At 57.0% G+C, this 23592-nt stretch carries 26 protein-coding genes and 3 pseudogenes; 16 read left to right on the top strand and 13 right to left on the bottom strand.

The annotated features are described in order from the left end of the window. Positions 1-463 precede the first annotated feature (463 nt). From SK50_RS22835 to SK50_RS24065, 7 genes are all read right to left on the bottom strand, one after another. Positions 464-1258 (bottom strand): site-specific integrase, encoded by a 795-nt coding sequence (locus SK50_RS22835; protein ID WP_004197635.1) that lies wholly within the window; start codon positions 1256-1258, stop codon positions 464-466. A gap of 197 nt (positions 1259-1455) precedes the next feature. Then, positions 1456-2472: a hypothetical protein gene (locus tag SK50_RS22830; protein WP_004197639.1), complete on the bottom strand. Its 1017-nt coding sequence runs from the start codon at positions 2470-2472 to the stop codon at positions 1456-1458. Further along, positions 2469-2792: a hypothetical protein gene (locus SK50_RS23975; protein ID WP_004197641.1), complete on the bottom strand. Its 324-nt coding sequence runs from the start codon at positions 2790-2792 to the stop codon at positions 2469-2471. Before SK50_RS23975 ends, SK50_RS22830 begins: the two co-directional genes overlap by 4 nt. Before the next feature lie 26 nt (positions 2793-2818). After that, on the bottom strand, positions 2819-3178 hold the full coding sequence (locus SK50_RS22820) for a hypothetical protein (RefSeq protein WP_025380813.1): 360 nt from the start codon (positions 3176-3178) through the stop codon (positions 2819-2821). A 210-nt stretch (positions 3179-3388) separates the two neighbouring features. Then, positions 3389-3694: a type II toxin-antitoxin system toxin CcdB gene (ccdB, locus tag SK50_RS22815; protein WP_004197633.1), complete on the bottom strand. Its 306-nt coding sequence runs from the start codon at positions 3692-3694 to the stop codon at positions 3389-3391. A gap of 1 nt (position 3695) precedes the next feature. Further along, positions 3696-3914 carry a type II toxin-antitoxin system antitoxin CcdA gene (gene ccdA, locus SK50_RS22810; RefSeq protein WP_004197642.1) on the bottom strand — a complete coding sequence of 73 codons (219 nt, stop codon included), beginning with the start codon at positions 3912-3914 and terminating at the stop codon, positions 3696-3698. Between the two features lie 208 nt (positions 3915-4122). Beyond that, complete coding sequence (locus SK50_RS24065; protein WP_162781986.1) at positions 4123-4545, bottom strand: hypothetical protein; 423 nt, start codon at positions 4543-4545, stop codon at positions 4123-4125. Between SK50_RS24065 and vapB the strand changes: the two genes are divergently transcribed. The 7 genes and pseudogenes from vapB to SK50_RS22770 all read left to right on the top strand — a co-directional run bounded on the left by vapB (position 4502) and on the right by SK50_RS22770 (position 8426). After that, on the top strand, positions 4502-4732 hold the full coding sequence (vapB, locus tag SK50_RS22805) for a type II toxin-antitoxin system VapB family antitoxin (RefSeq protein ID WP_001261282.1): 231 nt from the start codon (positions 4502-4504) through the stop codon (positions 4730-4732). The two genes, SK50_RS24065 and vapB, sit on opposite strands and share 44 nt — an antisense overlap. Next, complete coding sequence (locus SK50_RS22800; RefSeq protein WP_016236302.1) at positions 4729-5145, top strand: type II toxin-antitoxin system VapC family toxin; 417 nt, start codon at positions 4729-4731, stop codon at positions 5143-5145. Before vapB ends, SK50_RS22800 begins: the two co-directional genes overlap by 4 nt. A gap of 73 nt (positions 5146-5218) precedes the next feature. Next, a pseudogene (locus SK50_RS22795) lies at positions 5219-5437 on the top strand (AAA family ATPase); the annotation flags it as partial. A 64-nt stretch (positions 5438-5501) separates the two neighbouring features. Then, the gene (locus tag SK50_RS22790) at positions 5502-6206 is read left to right on the top strand and encodes an IS6-like element IS26 family transposase (RefSeq protein ID WP_001067855.1); all 705 of its coding nucleotides are present in this window, start codon (positions 5502-5504) and stop codon (positions 6204-6206) included. Positions 6207-6253: 47 nt separating this feature from the next. Next, positions 6254-6367, top strand: a pseudogene (locus SK50_RS24250) (IS110 family transposase); the annotation flags it as partial. 518 nt (positions 6368-6885) lie between these two features. Further along, complete coding sequence (locus tag SK50_RS22780; protein WP_004099027.1) at positions 6886-7374, top strand: YkgB family protein; 489 nt, start codon at positions 6886-6888, stop codon at positions 7372-7374. Between the two features lie 557 nt (positions 7375-7931). Continuing rightward, positions 7932-8426, top strand: a complete 495-nt coding sequence (locus tag SK50_RS22770) for a MarR family winged helix-turn-helix transcriptional regulator (protein ID WP_004099028.1) — start codon at positions 7932-7934, stop codon at positions 8424-8426. Positions 8427-8822: 396 nt separating this feature from the next. Here SK50_RS22770 and SK50_RS22765 read toward each other — a convergent pair whose 3' ends face one another. Genes SK50_RS22765 through SK50_RS22755 form a run of 3 tightly spaced genes read right to left on the bottom strand, consistent with a single transcriptional unit; the run spans position 8823 to position 11676 of the window. Then, complete coding sequence (locus SK50_RS22765) at positions 8823-9848, bottom strand: zinc-binding alcohol dehydrogenase family protein (protein ID WP_004357654.1); 1026 nt, start codon at positions 9846-9848, stop codon at positions 8823-8825. After that, on the bottom strand, positions 9848-10411 hold the full coding sequence (msrA, locus tag SK50_RS22760) for a peptide-methionine (S)-S-oxide reductase MsrA (protein WP_011191350.1): 564 nt from the start codon (positions 10409-10411) through the stop codon (positions 9848-9850). The genes SK50_RS22765 and msrA (SK50_RS22760) overlap by 1 nt, the downstream gene beginning before the upstream one ends. Before the next feature lie 32 nt (positions 10412-10443). After that, the gene (locus SK50_RS22755; RefSeq protein ID WP_004357650.1) at positions 10444-11676 is read right to left on the bottom strand and encodes a bifunctional alpha/beta hydrolase/OsmC family protein; all 1233 of its coding nucleotides are present in this window, start codon (positions 11674-11676) and stop codon (positions 10444-10446) included. Positions 11677-11904: 228 nt separating this feature from the next. On the opposite strand from SK50_RS22755, the gene SK50_RS22750 reads away from it, so the two are divergent. The 8 genes from SK50_RS22750 (at position 11905) to SK50_RS22715 (ending at position 17430) form a co-directional block, all read left to right on the top strand. After that, positions 11905-12780, top strand: a complete 876-nt coding sequence (locus SK50_RS22750; protein ID WP_011191349.1) for a LysR family transcriptional regulator — start codon at positions 11905-11907, stop codon at positions 12778-12780. Between the two features lie 146 nt (positions 12781-12926). Continuing rightward, a complete protein-coding gene (msrB, locus tag SK50_RS22745; RefSeq protein WP_023338003.1) occupies positions 12927-13370 on the top strand; it encodes a peptide-methionine (R)-S-oxide reductase MsrB in 444 nt (147 codons plus the stop codon). 1 nt (position 13371) lies between these two features. Beyond that, positions 13372-13911, top strand: a complete 540-nt coding sequence (gene msrA, locus SK50_RS22740; protein WP_023294902.1) for a peptide-methionine (S)-S-oxide reductase MsrA — start codon at positions 13372-13374, stop codon at positions 13909-13911. Between the two features lie 140 nt (positions 13912-14051). Continuing rightward, positions 14052-14756 (top strand): glutathione S-transferase N-terminal domain-containing protein, encoded by a 705-nt coding sequence (locus SK50_RS22735; RefSeq protein WP_005006007.1) that lies wholly within the window; start codon positions 14052-14054, stop codon positions 14754-14756. Beyond that, positions 14753-15721 (top strand): magnesium and cobalt transport protein CorA, encoded by a 969-nt coding sequence (locus SK50_RS22730; protein WP_023338002.1) that lies wholly within the window; start codon positions 14753-14755, stop codon positions 15719-15721. The genes SK50_RS22735 and SK50_RS22730 overlap by 4 nt, the downstream gene beginning before the upstream one ends. Before the next feature lie 91 nt (positions 15722-15812). Beyond that, positions 15813-16385, top strand: a complete 573-nt coding sequence (locus tag SK50_RS22725; RefSeq protein ID WP_004099040.1) for a hypothetical protein — start codon at positions 15813-15815, stop codon at positions 16383-16385. A gap of 87 nt (positions 16386-16472) precedes the next feature. Beyond that, positions 16473-16922, top strand: a complete 450-nt coding sequence (locus tag SK50_RS22720; RefSeq protein WP_004099042.1) for a hypothetical protein — start codon at positions 16473-16475, stop codon at positions 16920-16922. Between the two features lie 106 nt (positions 16923-17028). Further along, a complete protein-coding gene (locus tag SK50_RS22715; protein ID WP_004099044.1) occupies positions 17029-17430 on the top strand; it encodes a RidA family protein in 402 nt (133 codons plus the stop codon). 30 nt (positions 17431-17460) lie between these two features. Here the strand turns inward: SK50_RS22715 and SK50_RS22710 are convergent, their stop codons facing one another. After that, complete coding sequence (locus tag SK50_RS22710; protein ID WP_004099046.1) at positions 17461-18288, bottom strand: MFS transporter; 828 nt, start codon at positions 18286-18288, stop codon at positions 17461-17463. A 36-nt stretch (positions 18289-18324) separates the two neighbouring features. Continuing rightward, positions 18325-21222, bottom strand: a complete 2898-nt coding sequence (locus SK50_RS22705) for a Tn3-like element Tn5403 family transposase (protein WP_001553819.1) — start codon at positions 21220-21222, stop codon at positions 18325-18327. Between the two features lie 94 nt (positions 21223-21316). On the opposite strand from SK50_RS22705, the gene SK50_RS22700 reads away from it, so the two are divergent. Beyond that, positions 21317-21922, top strand: a complete 606-nt coding sequence (locus SK50_RS22700; RefSeq protein ID WP_048230015.1) for a recombinase family protein — start codon at positions 21317-21319, stop codon at positions 21920-21922. 64 nt (positions 21923-21986) lie between these two features. Here the strand turns inward: SK50_RS22700 and SK50_RS23615 are convergent. Then, positions 21987-23522, bottom strand: a pseudogene (locus SK50_RS23615) (IS3 family transposase). Between the last annotated feature and the right edge of the window lie 70 nt (positions 23523-23592).

Below are 23592 nucleotides of genomic sequence, written 5' to 3'. Positions count from 1 at the left end.
TATCTTGTTATCTTGTTATCTTGTTATCTTGTTATCTTGTTATCTTGTTATCTTGTTATCTTGTTATCTTGTTATCTTGTTATCTTGTTCAGGGTGGTAACACCTTTTATATCGAGGCAACAACTTCGCGATAGTGAAAATTTGCGGATGGCCTCAGTCCTATACATAAGGGGATATACATGAATTCAAATACTACAATCGCCTTACATTTTTCGCTTGCATTACTATTTACGTTGCTATCAGTGGCTGGTAGCAACCATGATTTAGCAGGAGTTGTATCTCAATTATTCCTTATTTTCATGGCTGCATTTTTTTTCTTTAGGGCAATGAGGGCCTTTCTGAACATAATTAATGTGATTGAAAGCTGTAAAAAGTGAGGCTGGATAAGCCCCCATTAAGCTTGGACTGTTTCCCACACAAGAACTACTTTTGGTCGAAACCTGGGGTATTACCCATAGTTGACCTATGTAGATTGGTTTGGGGTTAACTTTTTTATCAACGCAACAGCTTCAGCTTCCGGCATAGCAAACTGCACCCGGTGCCGTGCCGCGACATCGAGCGCAAACACCTTCGTATAGACCTCCGTGGAACTGATCGATTTGTGGCCCATCAGGCTCTGCAAAACCTTCAGAGGTATGCCGGCGTACAGCATATGCATCGCGTAGGAGTGACGGAACGTATGGGGGGTAACCGGTACTGAGAACGTCACCCCGTCGGCCGCTGCGGCCTCCACCGCTTCGCTAAGCCAGGTGCGCACGGTACGGTCTGTGATCTCCCAGATACGTGCCTTCTCCATTCTGCCGGTGCGCTTGTTTCGTCTTTCCAGCGGAATTTTCAGGGTGGCCACCATCATCTGCAGCTGACTGACGTAGTGGTGATCGGAAAGGGGAACCAGACGATGGACCTGACTGCCTGCGGGGGCACGACCTGCCGTCCTGGCCGCTTTCTCGGTGCGCTGCTTGAGCGTGGCCAGCTGCACGAACGGATACGGCGGCACCAGCGAAAAATCCCCCCGGGTCAGCGCGAGCGCTTCATTAATGCGCGCGCCGGTGTTCCACAGCGTCGCCAGCAGCATCTTGCGGTGAAGATCCGGCACGTAATGGAGCAGGGCGCTGACTTCCGGCGCCAGCAGGTATTTCGGCAGTTCATCCTGCACGAGCGCCATCTGGCGCAGGGCGAGGGCGGCAGGGTAATCGATGGCCACCGGGAGCAATGTTCCGGGAGATGCCGGAGATCCAACTGGAACCAGGTTATTCATAATTTCTGTTAACTTTTTTCTTTGCCGAGAATTTTCTTCGTAATATTACCGGAGTCAGGATGACTAACCAGCCAGCGACAGCCAGCCAGAAAACAGACGAAGTCACAAACAAAACTACCCCGTCAATGACGGTAGACACGATATTTTCGGGCACAGGTTTCACTCCTCTTCAGTGGGTGGCTATGGAACGGGAACATTCATGACCCCAACATCCAGTAGATAAATCCAATAATACTCACCACGCCCCCCCAGAATAAGGCCTCGTTGCCGACTTTCTCACGCAGGATAGAAAGGAGATTTGCCTGCAGGTCAACGAGCTCCTCACTTTGCGAGGCAAGCTCCCTTTCCAGCTCCAGGATTCTTTTCTGCGACTGAGCACACAGGGTAGCCAGCCGGATGACCCCGGTTGCCCGTTGCGCCACCTCCAGGTCAGAATCCCCGCTCTGCGGCAGAGACAGTTTTTCTGCCCGCAGCGGCAGGGCGTCATATTTCTCGTCCGGGAGCTGGCCCCCTTTCCTGTGCAACAGATGATAAAATGGACGATTCTGAAGTGAAGTAATTAACTGTTTTTGCGACCGTTTTTTGCCTTCGAGCTGCACGATTTTTTCCTGCAGCGCGCGATAACTGTCTTCCAGCCGGCGTACCGCGGATACCAGGGGCTCCACCCGGAGCGTTGAACACCTGCCCCGCGGCAACTGCAGTTCGTCTGCCCGCAGCGGCATTGAGCTGGTTTCCCCCGGCGGGAACCGGAAACCCATTGCGTGCCACAGCCTGTCCCTCCGGATCTTGTTTTCTTCGTTTTCTTCATCAACCCGGGAAATTTCAATCGGCAAAACCAGGGTTGCTGGCGGAAGGCCTCTGGCCCAGAGAACAAACTGCTGCGTGATCCAGCTACCCAGGCCGAGTCCCTGCAGGCGGCGTTCCAGTCTGAACTCATCTGTAAACAGATGCAGGGCCTTCTGTTGAGGCCAGTAGATTGCAGTGAAAGTCTGAGTCTTCGTCTGTTCGGTATCGGCCAGGTACAGTGTCATTATGCAGGAGACCCGGTACAATCCGTCGGGAAAATGGTCAGAAGTTGGCCCCCACGATTCCTCCCTGCTCAGAATAACGACCAGATTTTCCTCCTGGCGGGTACTGTTATTTGTAATGATCTCCGGCAATGTCACGAGCCACATTGTTTTGTCGTCACCAGTCCGGGTAACACAGTCGGTCATGTTTTTTTCCCTAACAGTGAACAATACACTTTAAAGACCTTATTGATGAGGCAGGCTTTCCACGGCGGAGCGCTGTGTTCAGACTGCGGCAGATGGTAGTCACCCGTGAGCACCCAGAAATCAGGCTGGCCTGATTGTTCTGCCACCATTCTGCCGTTTCGTTTGAGAATTTTTGGAGATCGCCATTTCTGACGCCGGCGGGCTGTCTCGATGGGGCTGTCCTCATTAAGGCCAGAATAAAGCCACAGCTCCTGGTGGCCATATACATCCTCAAGCTCCCGGACCACATCGTTAAATGAGCTAAATGTTGGTGTACCCATACCTCGCCTCAAAAATAGTATCCGGTTCAATAGTCATTCTTGCCAAACAGCTGAGGCAGTTCATCAAACAACATCACATGGCGGGTGCGCTTTCCCTTGAAAATGCGCCTCATCACTGGCGTGAAATCCGCAGGCTCCCAGCCATAGGGCCACGTATAGAAGATTCCGGCTTTCAGCGTGTTATCTGGTCGTTCAGGGCCAGCGACGATACGTCTTACCTCCGCGCTCAGGGCCTCACCGCGCAGGCCGTACTGTCCCAGGTAACGACGCAGCCGCGTTCTCGGCATCCGCGGATCGGATTTCACGTAAGCATTAATATCCATATGCTGCGTGGCGGTGATGATATTCATGCCGTACTTGCGCATGGTGCTGAAAGCGGTGGCCATCACGTCTGTTTCTGTCTCTGGTTCGCCATTAGTTCTGTTCATCTGGTTTCCTTTAACTGACTTAAGGTTTTTTGTGTGAACCGTTCGTTTAAGCTGCCCCTGCGAAAGCCTGCAGGGCATCCGCTCCGGTGGGCAGTTCATGCTGAGGGTTAAGCTCTGCGGCAATGCTTCGTTTTGACATCCTCGATGTCTTTCAGGGCGGGGAGGCTGTCAAATTCCCCAGAACATCAGGTTTATCGCATTTTTGATGTCATTTTCCCGGTGGCTGAGATCGGCCACTTCCTCCCCGGTGACGGAGGCCGTGACGCTGGCCATGTCCGTGGTCATCAGGCGGTAGCTGTCGTCCCCGATGTGCACCACCGGATAGAGTTCACGGGAAACCTTATCCGACAGCAGCCGGGCGCTGGCCAGCGGGATCACCATCCGTCGCCCGGGGGTATCGATGATGTCACTCTGCACATCCACGAACAGACGATAGCGGCTCTCTCTTTTATAGGCATAAACCTTAAACTGCATCTCACCAGTCCCTGTTTTCGTCGGCGAATGAACCGTTCATCTCAATAAAGCGGGCAACCTCGGCCATCCCTTCCTGATTTTCAGCCTGCCAGCGTTCGGCACGCAGACGACGGGCCTCATTCTGCATGGCCCTGTTCACCAGGGCGGAGATATTGACGTCTGCGGATTTCAGTAACTGATAACTGTCGCTGTCTATGGTGACAGTGATGCGCTGCTTCATAATACACTCCGGAATACATACTGATGATATGCATATCAGTATAGCGTAAGGATGCAGCTGACTCACGCCCGCCTGAAACATACTGTTATGTCGCCATTAATTTCACTTCGTGAAATTCACATACAAAATAATCACCTTAGAGATAACAAGCAGCCATACAGCCACGCCGTTAAATTACCTGACGGCCGTTCCGTCCTGATCCGACTTTTCACGTATAACGAAGTTTCCGGAAGTGTACCACGGTCAGGGAATAACCACAGCGCCCTTTTAGGGTGGTGAGCGGCCGGTCACGGGGCAGGGGAGGGACACAACATCTAGCGTCACTGTCAGCTGGTAACACCGCTACATCTTGTGTTTTTGGGCCGCTGCGCGCCGGAGGGCGGAAAGCAGATCCGGAACTAGCTTTTTTCGGATCTGACCGGGAAAAGAGAGAATACAACATAGGTTCAACATATCTATATGCCGGGCATCTGCATAGGTGTGGCATACGCATATACTTACCATCTGCATATGCTATGACTATACATATGCTTTGCATCTGCATATACTGAACATAGTCATACAGGCCGGTCGGCCAGGAGGAAATGATGAGAACTGTATCCATTTTTAAAAACGGCAATAACCGCGCCATTCGTCTGCCCCGCGATCTGGATTTTGAGGGAGTGAGCGAGCTGGAGATCGTCCGGGAAGGGGACAGCATTATTTTGCGTCCCGTCCGGCCGACCTGGGGCTCGTTCGCGCAGTTCGAGAAGGCAGACCCGGACTTTATGGCGGAGCGCGAGGACGTTGTCAGCGACGAAGGACGATTTAACCTGTGAACAAGACCTATATGCTCGACACCTGTATCTGCTCGTTCATCATGCGCGAGCAGCCGGAAGCCGTCCTGAAGCGCCTGGAGCTGGCGGTGCTGCGCGGCCAGCGCATCGTTGTCTCGGCCATCACTTATTCTGAAATGCGCTTCGGGGCCACCGGCCCGAAGGCCTCCCCGCGCCACGTCGAGCTGGTCGACGCGTTCTGCGCCCGCCTCGATGCCATCCTGCCCTGGGATCGCGCTGCGGTGGACGCCACCACGGAGATTAAGGTGGCGCTGCGAATGGCCGGGACGCCGATCGGCCCGAACGACACGGCCATTGCCGGGCACGCCATCGCCGCCGGTGCCGTGCTGGTGACGAATAATACGCGGGAATTTGAGCGGGTACCGGGTCTTGTGCTGGAAGACTGGGTAAGATAACGCTGTAAAACAAAACAGGCGGTCTGGCGCAGCCGGACACTCTTTCAGTCAGCGGTATATAAAGGAATAAAAGATGCCTCTGATCACGCGGCTTATGCTGCAAAACTTTAAAAAGTTTCCGGAACTGGACCTGCGCTTCACTCATGACCGTAACATTCTGGTCGGGGACAATGAGTCCGGGAAAAGCACGATTCTGCTGGCCCTTGACCTTGTGCTGAGTGACAGCCGGCACCGGGTCGAGGCATTGGGTGTGGAATCGCTCCTGTCCCAGTCAGCAGTAAGGCAGTTTCAGGGGCACTGTTGCAAATAGTCGGTGGTGATAAACTTATCATCCCCTTTTGCTGATGGAGCTGCACATGAACCCATTCAAAGGCCGGCATTTTCAGCGTGACATCATTCTGTGGGCCGTACGCTGGTACTGCAAATACGGCATCAGTTACCGTGAGCTGCAGGAGATGCTGGCTGAACGCGGAGTGAATGTCGATCACTCCACGATTTACCGCTGGGTTCAGCGTTATGCGCCTGAAATGGAAAAACGGCTGCGCTGGTACTGGCGTAACCCTTCCGATCTTTGCCCGTGGCACATGGATGAAACCTACGTGAAGGTCAATGGCCGCTGGGCGTATCTGTACCGGGCCGTCGACAGCCGGGGCCGCACTGTCGATTTTTATCTCTCCTCCCGTCGTAACAGCAAAGCTGCATACCGGTTTCTGGGTAAAATCCTCAACAACGTGAAGAAGTGGCAGATCCCGCGATTCATCAACACGGATAAAGCGCCCGCCTATGGTCGCGCGCTTGCTCTGCTCAAACGCGAAGGCCGGTGCCCGTCTGACGTTGAACACCGACAGATTAAGTACCGGAACAACGTGATTGAATGCGATCATGGCAAACTGAAACGGATAATCGGCGCCACGCTGGGATTTAAATCCATGAAGACGGCTTACGCCACCATCAAAGGTATTGAGGTGATGCGTGCACTACGCAAAGGCCAGGCCTCAGCATTTTATTATGGTGATCCCCTGGGCGAAATGCGCCTGGTAAGCAGAGTTTTTGAAATGTAAGGCCTTTGAATAAGACAAAAGGCTGCCTCATCGCTAACTTTGCAACAGTGCCGGATTTACTGTGCCGGAAAAGCAACTTTGTCGTCACTTGTGCTCTGGCAAACAAGCTGGCCAGAATAGCCTGGGCCCTAACGGCACGACAGCAAACTTATGTAGCATAACGGCAGAAATACACCGGTTTAAAGAATTACTGATCTGGTTTTGCGAATACTGATATTGATGATACTAACGGCCCACCGGCCTGTTGAGGAACCTGTAAAACGGAAAGGCTCATTGAAGCCGTATATTTTCTGGAGGTTCATCAGGCGCGGAACTCATCAAGGCGCGGGAATAAAATCCCATTCAGACGCCGGATAGATTCAAGCAAGCCAACTTGTCGTCAAAATCGGTGTTGCAAAAACGGGAGTGACCATAGATTCCGTTTTCTGAGACGACCCCTATAGGCCCACCCGGAGCGCCAGCCCCATCAAGTCAAAATCCCGCAAAGGTCGCGCGTTTGCTGGGTAAAGGCATCGCCGATGAGGATGGCTTCGTGAGGCAGCGAAGCGCGAGCCAGCCGCTCGACATATCTCGCTTATTAGTATATGGTATATGCGTCGCGCATATACTGCAACGCCTGCCCGAAGCACGTAGACGACGTTCGTGACGTTCCCACGGGACCACTGTTGAGGAATTTTAGATGAGCATTTTCGACCGTTATGAATTTCTTGTCCCCGAGCACGGTCGGAGGGATCTTGGCCTGCTTAGATGGGCTCTCGTGATCGTATTTCTGTGGTTCGGCGCGATGAAGTTCACAGCGTACGAGGCCTATGGTATCGCCCCGTTTATCGAACACAGCCCGATCATGAATTGGCTCGGCATGTTCGGGACGCAGGGGCAAAGCTATTTCATCGGCGTTATCGAGTTATCGACCGGTCTCGTTCTGATCCTTGGTGCATTTCGTCCACTCTTCTCTGCGCTAGGCGCACTAATGTCAGCAGCGACCTATCTGATCACGCTGACCTTTTTCATCACCACTCCAGGTGTCGCGGAGCAGACTGCCGGCGGCTTTCCTGCGATTTCGGCTGCACCAGGGCAGTTTCTACTGAAGGACGCAGTTCTGCTAGCGGCGTCCCTCGTGCTGCTGCGTGCTTCGGTCCGCCACAGAGGGGCGCTTGTGCTCTCGTGACTGTGGTCCTCTCGTGACGGCGGGCGTGCAAATCCTGCAGAACCTCCGCGGGGCATGGATGCTCCGTCGCGATATCGAGCCCGGAGGCGCTCAGCTGCATGGCGACGCGGTCTTCGCCCGTTTCGCCGCAATCCCCGACGTCGTGGAGCACGGACTGTTCCTCAATGGGATTGATACAATCGTGATCGCGCGCGGTGACACGATGGAAGTGCGACGCCGGGGGCAAGCTAGGTCTCGCTGATCTGCACCTGCGCGGCCTGGATGACAGCGCTGACGCGGAGTGATTCTCGGGCGCGACCTACGGCGATTCCGAGCGAAAAGGCTTGCCCTATAGCCGCCAGGTATCAACGGTTCCGCGGCCTTAACGAGCCGGACCCGTTTTTTTCGGCGCGCTCGATCAGTCGAAATCCTCCGAAACCCTTCTAAAACAGGACATTTTCCACAAGCCGCGCGGAGGAAGAGGACCACGGTATGGCTTGCTGTCTATGCTCCGCGCACATATAGATGTGGCAATGGATGGACCTCGAGATCGAAACATTTTCGGGGCGTTCGCACTCATGATCAGCGACGACATCGTTCGCGCTAGTTCATCGCGGGCGCCGGAAGCTGGACCCGCCGCCTCAGCGCTGGCGTTGCTCGCGCACAAGCCCGGGCTCTCGATCCGTATGCTTGCGATCGGGGTGGGCCTTTCACATGCTGGAACTGTTCGCCTGGTGGATAGATTGGTAAGCGAGGGATTGATCGAGCGTAGGGAGCATTCGACAGACGGGCGCGCGCGATCCCTCTATCTTACTCCAACTGGCAAGGTCGCGAGCGACGAGGTCCTGGCCTCGCGCGATCAAGTGATTGCCGAAGGGCTATCGATCCTTAATCCAGACGAACTGAAAACCTTATCGGACATCGCTGAACGCGTTCTCCGAAATCGCTTGGAAAACCTCGAGCAGTCATACCGCATCTGCCGCTTGTGCTGCTACGAGGGCTGCACGAACTGCCCCGTCGATGCCGAATTGCATGAGCGAGGTGTGGACCGCGAGAAGAACGACGACGCGTAGGAGACTCGCAATTGCGGCAGCTCAACGCTGCTCAGATGGCGGGGCTTCATAATGTCAGCGAGCCTACCATCAGCCGCATTCTTTTGGCTACGCGTCAAGCCGGCCGATCGGGCATGGCGGTCTCATTCTAATATGTCGGTGATCGCCCCACTTTTAGCCGCTCAATTGATCGGAACGCGGTTTCGGAAGCGGCCGTTCAAACCACTCGCTGCATTCCCATTTCTCTATGTCCGATAGGTAGTTTCGGGGAAAAGCAGTCGGGAACAGGTTTCGGGAACGCATGCTCCGGCAGGAGCGCAGCGCGCGTCCCAAACGCGTTTTCCCGGTAGAGCTTCCCAATCGGCAAAGTGCGGGCCACCTCAGACTGCGAACGCGAAAAACCGCCTGGCTGGTCACTCAAGGCAGGGTAACGACGATTTTCGCTGCGGATACACCCGCCTTCAGGGCTTCCAAGGCAGCCTGGAGCATTTCAAGGCCCTGGCCCACGATCTTCGCCGGAGGGGCGGGGACGAACGTGCGCGCCGCGAGAGCCTGCGGCAGGAATTCGCGGTAGATCATTGGACCAACCTCGTCATCCTTGAGGCTCGTCCCGGAGATGTGCGTCGCCTCGACTCCAAATGAACGCTCGTCGGGCGGGGCCAGCGTCGCTGCCACCCGGCGCGAGCCCTCGCATCTCGCAACTACGGCAAAACAGTCTTTCATGTGACCGGTCGCGTGAAGCGTTCCAGCGAGACTGCGCCCGCGCATTGCCTCAATCACGTCTTCCACGATGGCTGGACTCGAGTGGTCAAGAACCTCGCTTGCACCCAGCTCCTTCAACAGGCCGACGTTGCGCGCCGAAGCGGTGGCGACGCACCTGTAGCCCGACGCCACCGCGAGCTGGATGGCGTTGCAGCCAACGCTCGACGATCCACCCCAGACCAGAACGACCTCTGGACGCGCGGTCGGCGAGTGTAACGGTGGCGCGAGAGCCAACTGTGTCCGTCCGTAGAGCCCGCTTGCGGCGGTGCCAAGGCCAAGCGGGAGGACTGCCGCATCAGCGAAGGCAATGTTGTTGGGGATCGGCGCCGCCATGTGGTCCAGCACGATCGTGTGGTGCTGGAACGCACCCTGCGCAGGTTGATTTACGGTTGTCCCGACCGCCTGTCCGATGACTCGATCGCCGACCTTGAACCGCTCGACCGCGCCACCGACCGCCGCGACCTCACCGGAGACGTCGCTGCCGAGAATCGCGGGATAGTCGAGCCATGGCAAAAGCGCGACGTCCTGCAGAATCCAGTCGAGTGGGTTGATCGCGATGGCCGCGTTGCGGATCAATATCTCGTTCGCCGCCAGATGCGGCAGAGCGGTGACACCGATCCTCAGTGGCTGCCCCGGCGCTTTCTGCCAGGCGGCCTGATTAGTCACGGTTTCGGTCATCATCAACTCTTTCTGTCAAGTATTACAGCTGGGCGTTCGTCTGAGCGGTCCAACCGCCAGGTCGGGCGCACGAAGTGGCAGCTATAGCCCCCAGGATAGCGCACCAGGTATTCTTGGTGCTCTGGCTCCGCCTCCCAAAAGGGTTCTTCTGGGTTGATCTCCGACACGACCGGGCCTGGCCAGCTTCCTGATGCCTCGATTTCCGCGATGGTTGTGAGGGCGACTTCCTTCTGCACTTCGGTGGTGTAGAAAATCGCCGATCGATAGCTCGGACCGACATCGCTGCCTTGTTGCTCGTAGGTCGTGGGGTCATGTATCTGGAAGAAGAGTTCCAAGAGCGAGCGATAGGCGAGAACGGAAGGGTCGAAGGTCACTTCCACTGCTTCCGCATGGCCGTAATGTCTCGCGTAGGTCGGATCAGGCATTTCTCCGCCTGTGTAACCGACACGCGTCGAAATGACTCCCCTGGCTCGGCGCAGCAAATCCTCCATGCCCCAGAAGCAGCCGCCTGCGAGAATTGCTCGCTCTGTCGCGGCCGCCCTATTGCCGGTAGGCGATTGGCTCACAGTCCGTTCGCCCTCCTCCGTGTGCGCCACGGTCAAGCCAGCCTCGCGGGATCCGCAGCCTGACTGGCGCTCAAGAGCTCGGTCTGCACGTCCGAACCCCGGATGAGACTCAGATCGACGGGACACCGATCAGCGATCGCGAGGATCCGAGCGCGCTGATCATCACTCAGCGGCCCATCGAGGACAATGGTGCGGGTGAACCGGTCGGGTGGCATCATGTCCGGCACCTTCTCGTGCTGCACGGTCGTGCTCGCCCGTTCGAGCGGAAAGCCCTTGCGGTTCGCATAGAGACGCATCGTCATCACCGTGCAGGCTGCGAGGCCGGCAGATACGAGTTCGTAGGGAGATAGTCCGGTCCCGAGGCCACCGACCGATGCTGGCTCGTCGGCGAACAGAGTGTGCTCGCCGCTGCGGACCTTGAGCTGGAACGTCCCTGCAAGAGTTTCGGTGGAGACGACGCCCTCCGCAACCTCGACCTGCGGAAGATCCGCGCTGAGTGGTGGGAGAAAGCGGCTCGCCCAAACCGCCACCATGGCCGCGGCGTAGTTCGCGTCCGCGACGTCGGTGAGAAGGTGATCCGCGTTGTCGAGCGAGATGAAGCTTTTAGGGTGCCTGGACGCGACGAAGATGCGCGACGCGTGGTCGATGCCGACCACCTGATCCAGCGGAGAGTGCATGACCAGCACCGGCCGTCGCAGGGAGGCAATGGCCTTCTCGACGTCGATCCCCTCAACCGCCTCAAGGAACCCTCGGCGAATGAGGAAGGGCCTACCGGCAATCTCCACCGAGGCCTCGCCCTCGCTCGCGATGGTGTCCAGATCATTCGGTCCGAAGAGGCGCAAGATATGCTGAAGGTCGGCCGGCGCACCAATCGTCGCTACCGCCGCAATATCAGGCATGTCGGCGGCGGCTACGATCGCAGCGGTGCCACCCAGGCTGTGCCCGACGAGGAGGGACGGTGACATGCCCGCCGCCGCCATCGCATTTGCGGCGGCCCGAAGGTCCTCGACGTCCGACGCGAAGTTCACAGGTTCTCCCGTCCCACCGCCGATCCCGGTCCCGGCGAAATCGAACCTCAAGACCCCGATGCCCGCACGCGACAGCGCGCGCGAGATGTGAACAGCGGCGCGACTGTCTTTCCCGCACGTGAAGCAGTGGGCGAAGATCGCCCAGCCCCGCGGCGTCCCTTCCGGCGGTTCGAGGTGCCCGGACAGCGGAGAGCCAGCCCCACTGACAAACGTAAATGATCTTCCTGCCATGTCCATCAAACCTCCAGCACGCGGCTTGGCGGTTGCGCTCTCAGAACCTTCGACGGAGCTGAGCGGAGCGCACCGCCAACCGGTAATCGTCATCTCAGGCTATCATTTATATGTCTGGCGCATATAGACAAGCCCCTATACCATGATTATATGCGCCAAGCATACTTCTGCGACCTGCTTTCCAAAGGCGGTCTCACGGAAGAGGTATCAGTCAGGCGCGTGGGCCAAAGGACTATGGAACTCAATCAAGTCAGCTATTTCATCAACTTGGCCGAGACGCTGAATTTCACAGCGGCCGCTCGCTTGAGCGGTGTGTCACAGCCAAGTCTGACCCGCGCGATCCGCCGCTTGGAAGATGAGCTTGGCGGGCCGCTGATCTATCGCGACGGGAAGAACAGCCGCCTGACTGGCCTTGGCCATGACGTCGAGGCAGAATTCCGGCGCATGGTGGTCGCGATGAAGAGCGTTCGCAATCACTCGGAGCACTGGGCGATGGGGGGGCACCGCGTGCTGGATGTCGCCGTCGCGCCCACCGTCGGACCAAAGGAATTTACGGCATTCTTCGAGAGCGCATTGGCGGAGATGCCATCCATCGAAATCAAGCTGCACTCGCTCCAGTCGAACGAGGACACATCGGAGGTGCTTTCAGGAAAATACCACGCGTGCATCATGCCGCGTGAAACAAGACCGGAACGCAAGCTGGATGTGCATCCTCTATTTCGGGAGCGCTTCGTGCTCGGCTGTTCTGCAAACCATCCCTTGGCTGCCAACGAGATCGTGCGCGGCGAAGACCTGCTCGAGTTTCCTTTCGTCGATCGCCTGAAATGCGAGTTTCGCGATCGGATCCTCGATCACTTCGCGCGACGGGACTTGCTCATGCGACCTCGCTTTCGATCAGATCGCGAGGACTGGGTGCAACGGGTCGTCGCTGACGGCCACGCCATATGCATTCTTCCGGAACGATCGCCGACCGTGCAAGGCCTCGTCACTCGGCCGATCGACGGATTTGTCTTGGAGCGCGAAGTCGTGATCGCGACAGTATCCGGCTCCACGGCAACGGTCGAGATACGGAACATCGCGCAGCTGGCAGCCCGGTATGAGTGGAACTGAATCACGACGTGAAGAGCTTCGGCGCTATGGAAACTATACGCGCAGCGTATTGGATAAATCTGGGGCGCACTGCTATAGTCGGCGCAATGACTGCAAAGATAAATGACAGTGTGTCGAGCTCTCTAGATTAATTATTGGAGACTATCATGAAGTTTGAGAAGTCACAGGCAGCAGTTGACCGCCTGACCCCCGAGCAACGCCGGATTACCCAGGATTCGGGGACCGAAAGGCCCTTCACGGGCGAGTACAACGACAACAAGGAGCCTGGCATCTACGTCGACATAGTGTCGGGAGAGCCACTGTTCGCTTCGACGGACAAGTTCGATTCGGGTACTGGCTGGCCCAGCTTCACCAAGCCGATCGTTTCGGCAAACGTGAACGAGGTGCGGGACAGCGCACACGGCATGGTCCGGACGGAGGTCAGGTCAGTACACGCAGACAGTCATCTCGGCCATGTGTTCCCCGATGGTCCTTCCGACCGCGGCGGTCTGCGGTACTGCATCAACTCAGCGTCCCTTCGCTTCATCCCGCGCGACGAGATGGAGTCCGAGGGATACGGTGAATATCTCGATCAAGTAGAGGAGGCTTAACATGCATCAGCGCGCTGTTCTCGCAGGAGGATGTTTCTGGGGCATGCAGGATCTGATCCGCAAGCGGCCCGGCATCATCTCGACCCGTGTGGGTTACACGGGCGGCGATATTCCGAACGCCACGTATCGTAATCACGGCACGCATGCCGAGGGGATCGAGATTGTCTTCGACCCGACAGTGACGAGCTACCGGAACATCCTGGAATTCTTCTTCCAGATCCACGATCCGACGACGCTGAACCGCCAGGGCAATGATCGTGGGCTCTCCTACCGGTCGGGCATCTATTATGTCGACGAGGAGCAGAAGCGCGTCGCCGAGGATACGATCGCCGATGTGGATGCCTCGGGGCTGTGGGATGGCAAAGTGGTGACCGAGGTCCAGCCGGTCGGCGAGTTCTGGGAGGCCGAGCCCGATCACCAGGATTATCTGGAGAAGCACCCGGGCGGCTACACCTGCCACTTCGTCCGTCCCGGCTGGGTGCTTCCGAAGCGCCAAAAGGTTGACGACGTACAGCCAGCGGCCGGGACCGCGGCGGAATAGGCTTCACTGCCGTTGCCACTGCGCCGGTCCGGTCCGCAATCTTCGTGACCGCGTCGTTCAGCGACGCGGTCATCGAACCCTACTTCAGAGTGACGGCTCGTTCCAGTCAGTCGCCATCGCAACACCAGGATCGCAGATTTATGCCAGACCTCTCGTCCTTTCCGATCACGCAGCGCTGGCCGGCATCTCATCCCGATCGCCTGCAACTCTACGCAGCCCCTACGCCCAATGGCGTCAAGGTCTCGATCATGCTTGAGGAGACTGGCCTGGCGTACGAGCCCCACCTGATCGACATCTCGAACAACGAGTCGAAGGATCCGGCGTTCGTGTCGCTGAACCCGAACGGACGCATACCGGCGATCATCGATCCGGCTGGCCCTGACGGTAGACCCATCGCCTTATGGGAATCCGGTGCGATCCTCCTCTATCTGGCCGACAAGACGGGTCAGTTCATCTCCACCGAACCAGGCCAGCGTTACGAGACCCTAGCGTGGGTGTTCTTTCAGATGTCGGCCATCGGGCCGATGTTCGGACAGCTAGGCTTTTTCCTGCGATTTGCCGGCAAGGACTATGAGGACAAGCGACCTCGGCAGCGCTTTGTTGATGAATCCAGGCGTCTTCTCGGGGTCCTGGATCACCGGCTGGAGGGCCGCGAATGGATTGTCGATGATTACTCGATCGCGGACATTGCGACGTTTGGCTGGGTGAATGCGCTGGTCGAATTCTACGCAGCGGGCGACATCCTCGGCCTAAGCAGCTATTCGAACGTGCAGGCATGGCTCGAACGCGGGCTGGCGCGACCGGCTGTACAGCGTGGCCTGCGAATTCCTGCGAGGCCTGCATGACCATTATCGCCGCATATTATTACAACGAAGGTAAGCGAGTCCGTGAAATCAGGCTCGATGAGCACGTCGAACTAAACGAGAATCGCTCGGGCTTCTGCTGGATCGCGCTTAGCGAGCCCACCGCAGACGAACTCAGCGCGATCCAGACGACGTATAACCTCCATCCTTTGGCGATCGACAACGCCATGCACCCGCTGTGCCCGCCCAAGCTCGAGGTCTACAACGATGAGTTGTACGTCGTCGCCCAGACCGCCGAGCTGGTCGGCGACCGGATCAGCTACGGCAAGATGGCGATCTTCACCGGTCACAATCACCTTATCACCGTGCGGCACGGCAATGCCGGAGCGCTGGGCAAACTTCGGGAGCAACTCGAGGCATCGCCGACGCAGTTCGGCAAGGGTGTCGACTATGTGCTGCACGCGATCTTGCACCGAGTGGTCGACCAGTATCTGCCCATCTTCGAAATGATCGAGGACGACGTCCTGGCGATGGAGCGACGGTCGCTGCACGATTTCCTCGGGCCAGAAGAGGTGGCGCGAATCTTCGAACTAAGGTCCGAACTCACGCGGTTCCAGCGCACGCTCGGGGCTATGGCCGAGCTGGTGCGAAAGCTCGTTCGCGGCCACTTTCCCTGCATCAGCGCCGAAATGACACCATATTTCCACGACGTCGCGGACCATGTCCACCGCGTGCAGTCCATGGTCGACGGCCTCCTGCTTGTCCTGTCCACGGTCTTCGAGGCCAGCAGCCTTCTGGAAGCGCAAAGGATCGGTGTGGTCACTCGCCAGCTCGCGGCCTGGGCGGCGATCTTGACGGTCCCGACGGCGATCGCTGGAATATACGGCATGAACTTTAAGCACATGCCGGAGCTGGACACGGCCTACGGATACTTTGTCGTGCTCGGAGTGATAGCGATATCGTGCGTTTTCCTATTTGTGCGCTTCAAGAAGGCTAAGTGGCTATGAGTAACGCACTTCGCGAGCTTCTCCGTCCGCCGAGTCACAGCGCGCTTTGTGCGCGAGCGTGTCCAATCCAGTTCAAGATGAAGGTGCTTCCATGACCTCCCAGGTGACCGACGTTCTAGAAGCAGTCCAGTCATTCATCGCCAAAGGCTATGACCGCGAATACCGCGTCAAGGACGGCAATCTCGTCGATCTCGAACTAGGGTCAACCCTCGATGCATGCAGCATTCGCGTCGATGCGGCGTTGCGCCTCGAGAGCGGGGACGACGGCGAAGATGCCTCCAACATCTACGCGATCACCGATCCGGCGACAGAGCATAAAGGCCTGTTGATCGACGCCTTCGACGTGTTCCACGAAATCTGCCCCCGCGACTTGTCCGAGCGCCTTGTGGCGCATCGGGAAACAGCACCGGCAGGTGACCAGGACGCGCCGAGCAAGCACGGACTACGGAAAGTCTACAAGAGCGAGTTTCACAGCGATCCCGAGCGTTACGTTCTGCGCGAGGGCTTTCCAGACTTCCCGCCATGCCCTTTCGGCCAATCCTTCAGCATCCTCGGCTTCGATACCGCCGAGCAGGAATATGTCTGGCTCGTCACGAGCATCATTCGAGATCCTCGGCTGATCAGGGTTCCATACCAGGGCGAAGACGTCATCAGCGACGAATAGCGGTGTCGCTTAGCCGGAAAGGCTGGCCTTCCTGGCCCACACATCTGCAGGCTGAACTTTAAGAACATCGAAAATTAGGAGGTGATTATGGACTGGAACAAGGACCACATACGAGAAACTATGCTCTTGCTGGAGACAGCAGCGTTGCACAGCGCTCGCGAAAACTACCTGGACTATGTCTCTACCGCTCGGCTCGATCGGAGCGAACCGATCGAAAACGACGAACTAGCTCAGGCCGAGGTCGCGAGCGACTTCGCTGAAGCGCTCGATGACACGCTCCATGACTACGCCAATAAACTCGAAAAGCTCAGGACGATCGATTTCGGCCCCAAGTTGGCCGTCAACGAAGGCGCTGTCGTCAAGCTGTCCGGCCGCCACTTTGTGATCGCGGTGTCAACGAGCAAGTTTACCTGTCAGGGGCGTGAGCTCATGGGCATTTCCACGATGGCGCCGATCTTCGAAGCGATCGAGGGTGCCCGAGCCGGGGAGACCGTGCAGTTCAACGGCCGGGACCTCACCGTAGAAGACGTGGAATAAAGCCCTCCACCGCAGCCGGCGCGCTAGTGCCGAACGCCCTGCATCTCTTTCTGCATGCATACGGTCACTTGCAGCCGCGTTGACCTGGCTCATCAAAGGCAAACTCATGACAACACCTTCATTCTTCATCACCCCCGGATACGGGACGCGCCTGCATGACGCGCTTCATTATTCTCAGGCAATGCGCATTGGTGACCGCGTGGAGATCTCCGGACAGGGCGGATGGAACGACGATCTCGTCATTCCGGAGTCGATTGAGGAAGAGATCGAGCAGGCGTTCAAGAACGTGGAACGGACGCTCGCGACCGCCGGAGCACGCTGGCCGCATGTGGTCCACGTCAATTCCTATCACGTCGGTGGATTCCCTCCCGTGATCAACGAAACAATGGCCAAGCTGTATCGCCACTACATGCCCGACCGCGCTCCAATCTGGACGCAGTTGGGAATCGAAGCGCTGGGGCTTCCAACCATGCGTATCGAAATTCGCGTAACAGCTATCATCGCCTGACCCCGCGGTTCGTGCAGGCGCCGTGCCGCGCTAATCCCGCACGCCCTGCGCCCGCTTCTCCATGCATATCATCGTATCGAGAGATCCGGTTATCATCGGCGTGCTCGGAGAACGGGGGGCCGCCTTGGCCTGGTTGGCGCGCCTCGGCTGCCTGCGGGCGATGGCCAGCACTGCCAGGAGCGTGAGCAACGCCGCCGCATAAAGGAACAGGCCGCCAGGGCCGACGATATTCATTGCAGCTGCTCCTATTAGGGGGCCAGCGGCTGTCCCGATCCCGTTGAGCAACAGAAGCCCGCGCGCGGTGCCGAGTAGCCGACCGGCCGGAAGATCGTCGTTTGCGACGGCGAGACACAACGAATAAATCGGGATGCCAAAGCCGCCGAACAGCGCACCTGCCGCAAGGAGCAGCGGCAGAGGCGCTTCCACCGCCAACGCTACGCCGATGGCAGACGCTGCGGACGCCAGCGCCGCACCGGCGATGACAAGATTCCGGGGCACTCGATCCGAAAGCCAACCGAGTGGCCAATGGAAGGCGAGCGTTCCACCAAGAACCGCAGCCATGAAGGCGGAGATACCGCCCACATCGAGGCCGATGCTCTGGGCGAAGTTCGCGCCCATGCCCCAGAAACCACCGATAGCCAGGCCGGCCAGGAAAGCGCCAGCCGCAGCGAGAGGTGATACGAGGACGAGGTCCCTGAACGCGACCCATTCCTGTTCCACCTGGGCCGGCGGATGACTGGGCAGCAAGGTGATCGGAACCACCGCCGCTGATATCAGCAGCGACACGATGAGGAACAATGTCACGTCGGCGGGCGGTGCGATGTTGAGTAACGCCTGCCCGATTGCCCATGAGCCCATAGAGGGGTCGGTTCCGGCTGAGGGCGAAATGACACCCTAAGCTTTCGGTTCCTTGGGCCAAAGATATTCGCCAGTCAGTAGAATGTGCGCCCAGCCCAATGGGGATATGTGGGGAAGAAATTCAGGGGGAACATCCAACCCTTCGTTCCGCCGCTCCGTGACGGCATGACCAAGATGGACGGTATTCCAGTAAATGATCACCGCAGTCAATAAATTGAGCCCAGCGATTCGGTAGTGCTGCCCCTCTGTCGTGCGATCGCGAATTTCCCCCTGCCTCCCGATACGGAGCGCATTTTTGAGCGCATGGTGGGCCTCTCCCTTGTTAAGACCGATCTGAGCACGCCGCTGCATGTCCGTATCCAGGATCCACTCAATAATGAAAAGGGTCCGTTCAATACGACCAACTTCACGAAGCGCAACTGCAAGGTTGTTTTGTCGTGGGTAAGAAGCGAGCTTGCGCAGGAGTTGGCTGGGCCTGATTTTGCCAGCGGTCATCGTCGCGGCACAACGGAAAATATCAGGCCAGTTCGCAACGATAAGATCCTCCCGGGCTTTTCCACCTACCAACTTGCGTAACTCCCTGGGGGTCGTATCGGGATTAAATACGTACAACCGCTTCGATGGCAGATCCCTGATTCGCAGAACGAGATTGTAGCCGAGCAGGCTACTGGCTCCGAACAAATGGTCGGTGAATCCTGCTGTATCGGCATACTGTTCGCGAACATGGCGACCGACCTCGTTCATCAGTAGTCCATCGAGAATATACGGTGCCTCGCTCACGGTCGCCGGGATCGACTGACAAGCGAATGGCGCGAACTGGTCGCTTACGTGAGTATACGCTTTGAGGCCGGGAACAGAACCATATTTGGCATTGACCATGTTCATGGCTTCGCCATGCCGCGCTGTCGGGAAAAACTGACCATCGCTCGATGCTGACGTGCCCATCCCCCAGACGCGTGACATCGGCAGTTTACCCTGCGCGGCCACCACAATTGCCAATGCCTGGTTCATGGCTTCGCTTTCAACATGCCAGCGGGCAAGGCGTGAGAGCTGCCAGTAATCATGCGTGTTTGTAGCTTCCGCCATCTTACGCAGGCCCAGATTGAGCCCTTCAGCGAGCAGGACGTTGAGCAGACCGATCCGGTCGCGACATGGAGCCCCGGTTCTCAGATGGGTAAACGCATCTGTGAAACCAAGGGCTGCATCAACTTCAAGCAGCATGTCGGTAATCCGAACGGACGGCATTCGGCGATACAGATCCAGTATGAGTGCCTCGGCACCATCCGGCACGTCTGCTGTCAACCTGTCGATCCGCAACGTTCCATCTTCTATGCTACCGTGCGGAATAGTGCCGTTACGGGCAGCCCGGGCCAGCCGCTTAAGAGCGATCGTGAGTCGCGCCTTTCTGTCTGCCAGCCAATCCTGTGGGTTGGAAGGCACGGCCAGTTTTGCATTTTCCTGCGCCGCGATCATCGGCACCAGTACCTGCTTGAGGTCACCATAGCGGCGCGAATGAGCGAGCCAGACATCTCCGGAACGAAAAGCATCCCGGAGGTGAAAGAGTACCGCCACTTCCCAAAGACGGGTATCTCCTTTTTCCTGAGCTCGTAAATGACGGTTCCATTTGGAGCTGGGCCGCAGGAAACGCCTTTCTGGCGATGCAACACCTTTCATCTCTCCGATCGACAAAGCTGCTGCTACCAATGGTCCGGCGACCGGCGCGGCTTCGAGCTTCAGACAGCGCAACATGCGGGGCGCATAACGACGAAAGCGATGGTATCCCTGCCCGACATATGCAAGAGGCTCATCGGCTAGCGTGTTGCTGAGTTGAGTCCCTGTCGCTACCAGTTGAGCGAGCCGGTCCCATGCAACCGAACTGGCGACAGCCATCTCCAGCGGGGTTCCGTCACTGCGGGCCTCAAGCAACGAAGCTCCCAGCGCGGTGAAGGTACGGATCGTATCCGTGAGTGTGGCTTTAGAGCCGGAAATTGTTTCGTCATGCTGGCGCTTCGCTTCCCGCCAGGTTTTTCCTACGATCCTGTCATGGGTTTCGACTATGGCATCAGCAATCGCCGCTTCCCACTCCACAACACAGACGGCAAGGATCGCCCAGCGGCGGTCCGAAGTGATGTCACGCAAACCGTCGGTGAAGTAGCGTTCACCCTGCCGACGCAGCCGGGCAATGCGATGGGCAGGTATGCTGGCCAAAGCACTATGATTGATATTCAGGGTACGCAGAAATTCGAGCCTGTCGAGCAAACGGTTAGCAGCAGCCGAGTTGTTACCAACCTCGAAGTTGCGAAGCCAGATGAAACGACTGATATTGCCGGCGAGCATTTCACTCAGAAGTTTGTCCAGGTGATCGCGAACATCCGCTGTTAAATTTTCCGCAATCCGCGTTTCAATCCGCCGCTCAGCGGCGACCAGAGCATCCGCGCACAAGCGCTCGATTGTCGATACTGCGGGCAGAATGGTGGAAGTTTCCCGACACCGCACAATAAAACGATGAGCAAGATCCTCGTTTGATCTGGCATCTTCGGCCTGGCCGAAAGTCCACTCCCGCAGATCACGGGCACCACGGCCCGTGAAGGTCTTGTAGCCGTAAATTTCGCGCAGCGTGTCCATGTGCTGCTGACGGGTTTGGCGCCGTGTGGCATAAGTGAGAAGCGCATCAGCCGGAACTCCAAGCTGAGCACCGACGAAGGAAAGGACTTCACGCGGGATCATCTCACCAGGAGCCAGTGCACGGCCCGGATATCGTAAGGCACAAAGTTGCAGGGCAAAGCCAATCCTGTTTTCCGGTCTGCGGCGCTGCCTAATGTTTTCCAGGTCATCATCGCCCAGCGTGTAGAACTTCAGTAGCGACAGTTCGTCCGTGGGCAGATCGAACAGCGCTGCTCGCTGCCGTTCGGTGAAAATATGGCGTCGTGACATACAAATTCGTCCCTTTTGAAGTATAGTCTGTTTTGGACAACAGCCAGCCCATATAAATCAGGGCGTTCCGATACAAAAATCCAGGAGGGTTCAATTGGGACATCGTGCCGCCATTTACTGCCGGGTTTCAACAGCGGATCAGTCTTGTGAACGCCAGGAATTTGATCTGCGAGCCTTCGCCGGCCGTGCCGGCTACGACGTGGTGGGAATATTTAAGGAAACAGGTTCAGGAACTAAACTCGACCGGGCCGAGCGAAAGAAAGTCCTGGCGCTTGCCCAGTCCAGACAAATTGATGCAATCCTGGTCACTGAGCTTTCCCGGTGGGGGCGCTCGACGCTCGATCTGCTCAATACGCTACGTGAACTGGAGAACTGGAAGGTTTCCGTGATAGCCATGAATGGAATGGCGTTCGATCTTTCGTCGCCGTATGGACGAATGCTGGCGACGTTTCTTTCCGGCATTGCGGAGTTTGAGCGGGATCTCATCAGCGAGCGGTTCAAGTCAGGCCTTGCTGTTGCGAAGGCACGTGGTAAGAGGCTTGGTCGTCAGGCCGGAGTGCGACCAAAATCAGACCGACTTTTGCCTAAGGTGGTTGCGATGAGGGCCGAGGGACGCAGCTATCGCTGGATCGCACGCGAGCTCGGTATCAGCAAGAATACCGTCGCTGACATCGTGCAACGACACAGAGCTAACGCTTAGGGTGTCATTTCGCCCTCAGCCGGAACCGACCCCTCTCAGGGGCTGCGGATGTTTTCCTGGACTGTTATGTTGTGATCCCAAGATACTGCCGGTACTTCACCGGACTCATTGCACCTAATGATAGCTTGATACGTTTCTCGTTATACCAGCGTATGTACCTGTCCAGGAAGCAGATAAATTTTTCCAACGTGATACCAGTCCAGTTTCTGCCATAGAACATTTCGTTTTTGATACGCCCGAAGAAGCCTTCACACGCAGCATTATCCGACGAGCATCCTTTGCGCGACATGGACCTTATAAGTCCGGATGTGTTGATACGATCGAGCCAGCCCGGCCACCGGTAATGGCCACCACGATCGCTGTGTATTACCGGTTTATCATGTTCGTTGAGCGTATCGAGTGCTTCATCGAGCATCGTATTCACCAGCGTCGCGTCCGGGCGTGTTCCTATCGACCAGCTTACAACCTGGCCATCAAAGCAGTCGATAACCGGCGACAGATAGACTTTTCCAGCCAGAAGCTGGAACTCCGTAATATCGGTCAGCCACTTCTCATTTGGCCTGCAGGAACTAAAATCCCGGGCGAGTAAATTTTCCGGTGCCGGGCCGATTTCGCCACAGTAAGAGTTGTATCGTCGTCGCCTGGTGCGCTTAACAACGAGCTGCTCTTCTGCCATCAGTCTGCGGACAACCTTTTCAGAAATAACCCTGTTGTTACCGCGAAGCATCGCGTGAAGGCGCCGGTAGCCGTAACAGCGGTAATTCTCCTCAAAGATATCGGCCATGATCACGCGTATTTCCGCATACTTATCGCACAGACGTTTGCTGGCTTTGTGGTAAAAATAACAGCTGCGGGCAAGTTGCAGAACGCTTAGCAACTCAGCAACGGGGTACTTTTTCTTAAGGGCATCAACTATCAGGGTTTTCTCCCTGTTTTTCAGTGTCAGAAAGCTGATGCCCAGATCTTTTTTTATCAGTTCATTCGCCTTTGTCAGTATGTCACGTTCGAGTTGCAGCTGATGAACCTGCTGCCTGAGTCGCTGGATTTCACCGAGTAAAGCATCCTGATTTTTATCCTGAGGGGCTGCCTTTCGTTTGCGCATGGATTGATAAGCCTCGTCACTGATAAGGTCTTTCTTCCATTTGTACAGGACCGGGACGCTGACGCCTATGCTTTGTGCAACTTTACGCGCGGTTCCACGTCGGTTACAGAGCTCCCGGACGGCCTGAGACCTCTCTTCCGGGCTGAAGCATTTGTTTGTGCCTGAGCGAATGACCAGGGGACGCGCATTTGGGTAAAACTCTTCAATCCAGCGCTTTAGAATTTAGTTACTGGGGTAGCCGATGGCTCGGCGAGTGTACGACAGGCAACCACCGTGAGTAAGATAATGCTCAACAGCAGCAATTTTCTGTGTCCGTGAATAGCGTTCTCTTGGCTTTAATTCCCTGGGTAAATCGCCCTTCTCTTCATAAATCCGAACCCAACGGCCCAGCTGTTTTGTGGAAGGATATCCCAGCTCCATGACGACAACGGAGGCTTTCTTTCCGTACCGGTAATAGAGTTCGACGGCCCGGATCCGTCCTCGTATGAATGCATAAATTAACCCCTGAAGGTCCAGGAATTCGTCCGCACTCCCTCCTTCGCTGCGGGGCAGAAAACTAACATATCAC

Origin of the sequence: Enterobacter sp. BWH64, from assembly GCF_001037645.1 — a bacterium.
Lineage (GTDB): Bacteria > Pseudomonadota > Gammaproteobacteria > Enterobacterales > Enterobacteriaceae > Enterobacter > Enterobacter hormaechei_C.
The sequence above is the reverse complement of the archived record's forward strand: the minus strand, read 5'-3'. Positions and strand labels throughout refer to the sequence as shown.